Below are 1,091 nucleotides of genomic sequence, written 5' to 3'. Positions count from 1 at the left end.
AAATACATCCTTTCAGGCGAAAAGACCTGGATCTCCAACGGCGGCATCGCCGACCTCTTTGTCGTCTTCGCCCGCACCGGCGACGCGCCGGGCGCCAAGGGGATTTCGGCCTTCATCGTGCCTGGCGACGCGAAGGGTCTCGGCATCGCCGAACGGCTCGAGGTCATTGCCCCTCACCCGCTGGCGCGGCTGTCCTTCGACAATGTCCGCATCCCAACTTCCGCCCTGATCGGCAAGGCCGGCGACGGTTTCCGCATCGCCATGTCGGTGCTCGACGTGTTCCGCTCGACTGTTGGCGCGGCAGCGCTTGGCTTCGCGCGACGCGCGCTGGACGAGAGCGTCAAGCGCGCCGCGGAACGCAAAATCTTCGGTGCGCCGATGGCGGAGTTGCAGATGGTGCAGGGCCACATCGCCGACATGGCGCTGGATGTCGACGCCGCCGCGCTGCTCATCTATCGCGCAGCATGGACCAAGGACATGGGCGCCGCGAGGGTGACGCGCGAGGCGGCCATGGCGAAGCTCTTCGCCACCGACAAGGCGCAGGAGGTAATCGACAAGGCGGTGCAACTGCATGGCGGCGACGGCGTGCGCAAGGGCCATATCGTCGAGAGCCTCTATCGCGAGATCCGGGCGCTGCGCATCTATGAGGGCGCCTCGGACGTGCAGAAGGTGGTGATCGCCAGACAGGTCATGGGCGCGGCGTGAAACCTTTGCCAACCGCATCTGAAATAGGGGGAGACATGCACACCATCCTGCAGCCTGAGGGCTGGGCCAAACCGGTCGGCTATGCCAATGGCGTGGCCGCGCGTGGCCGGCTTGTCTTTATCGGCGGCCAGGTCGGCTGGAACGCCGAGTGCAAATTCGAGACCGACGACTTCGTCGGCCAGGTGCGCCAGACGCTCGCCAACGTCGTCGCCGTGCTGGCCGAAGCCGGCGGCGAGCCGCGGCACATCACCTCGATGACCTGGTACTTCACCGACAAGGCCGAATATGTCGGCAACCTCAAAGGCATCGGCGAGGCCTATCGCGCCTTGATTGGCCGGCATTTTCCGGCGATGGCGGCCATGCAGGTGGTGGCGCTGGTCGAGGAC

2 protein-coding genes are annotated in these 1,091 nt (G+C 65.6%); both read left to right on the top strand.

All coding sequences use genetic code 11. The annotated features are described in order from the left end of the window. On the top strand, positions 1-705 hold a 705-nt coding region (locus EOA27_RS37615), incomplete at its 5' end, for an acyl-CoA dehydrogenase (protein WP_145970873.1). Positions 706-740: 35 nt separating this feature from the next. Beyond that, on the top strand, positions 741-1,091 hold a 351-nt coding region (locus tag EOA27_RS37610; protein ID WP_145970872.1), incomplete at its 3' end, for a RidA family protein.

The sequence above is a fragment of the Mesorhizobium sp. M2A.F.Ca.ET.037.01.1.1 genome (assembly GCF_003998075.1).
Classification (GTDB): domain Bacteria; phylum Pseudomonadota; class Alphaproteobacteria; order Rhizobiales; family Rhizobiaceae; genus Mesorhizobium.
Note: the sequence above shows the minus strand (reverse complement) of the source record. Positions and strands in the feature narration are given on the sequence as shown.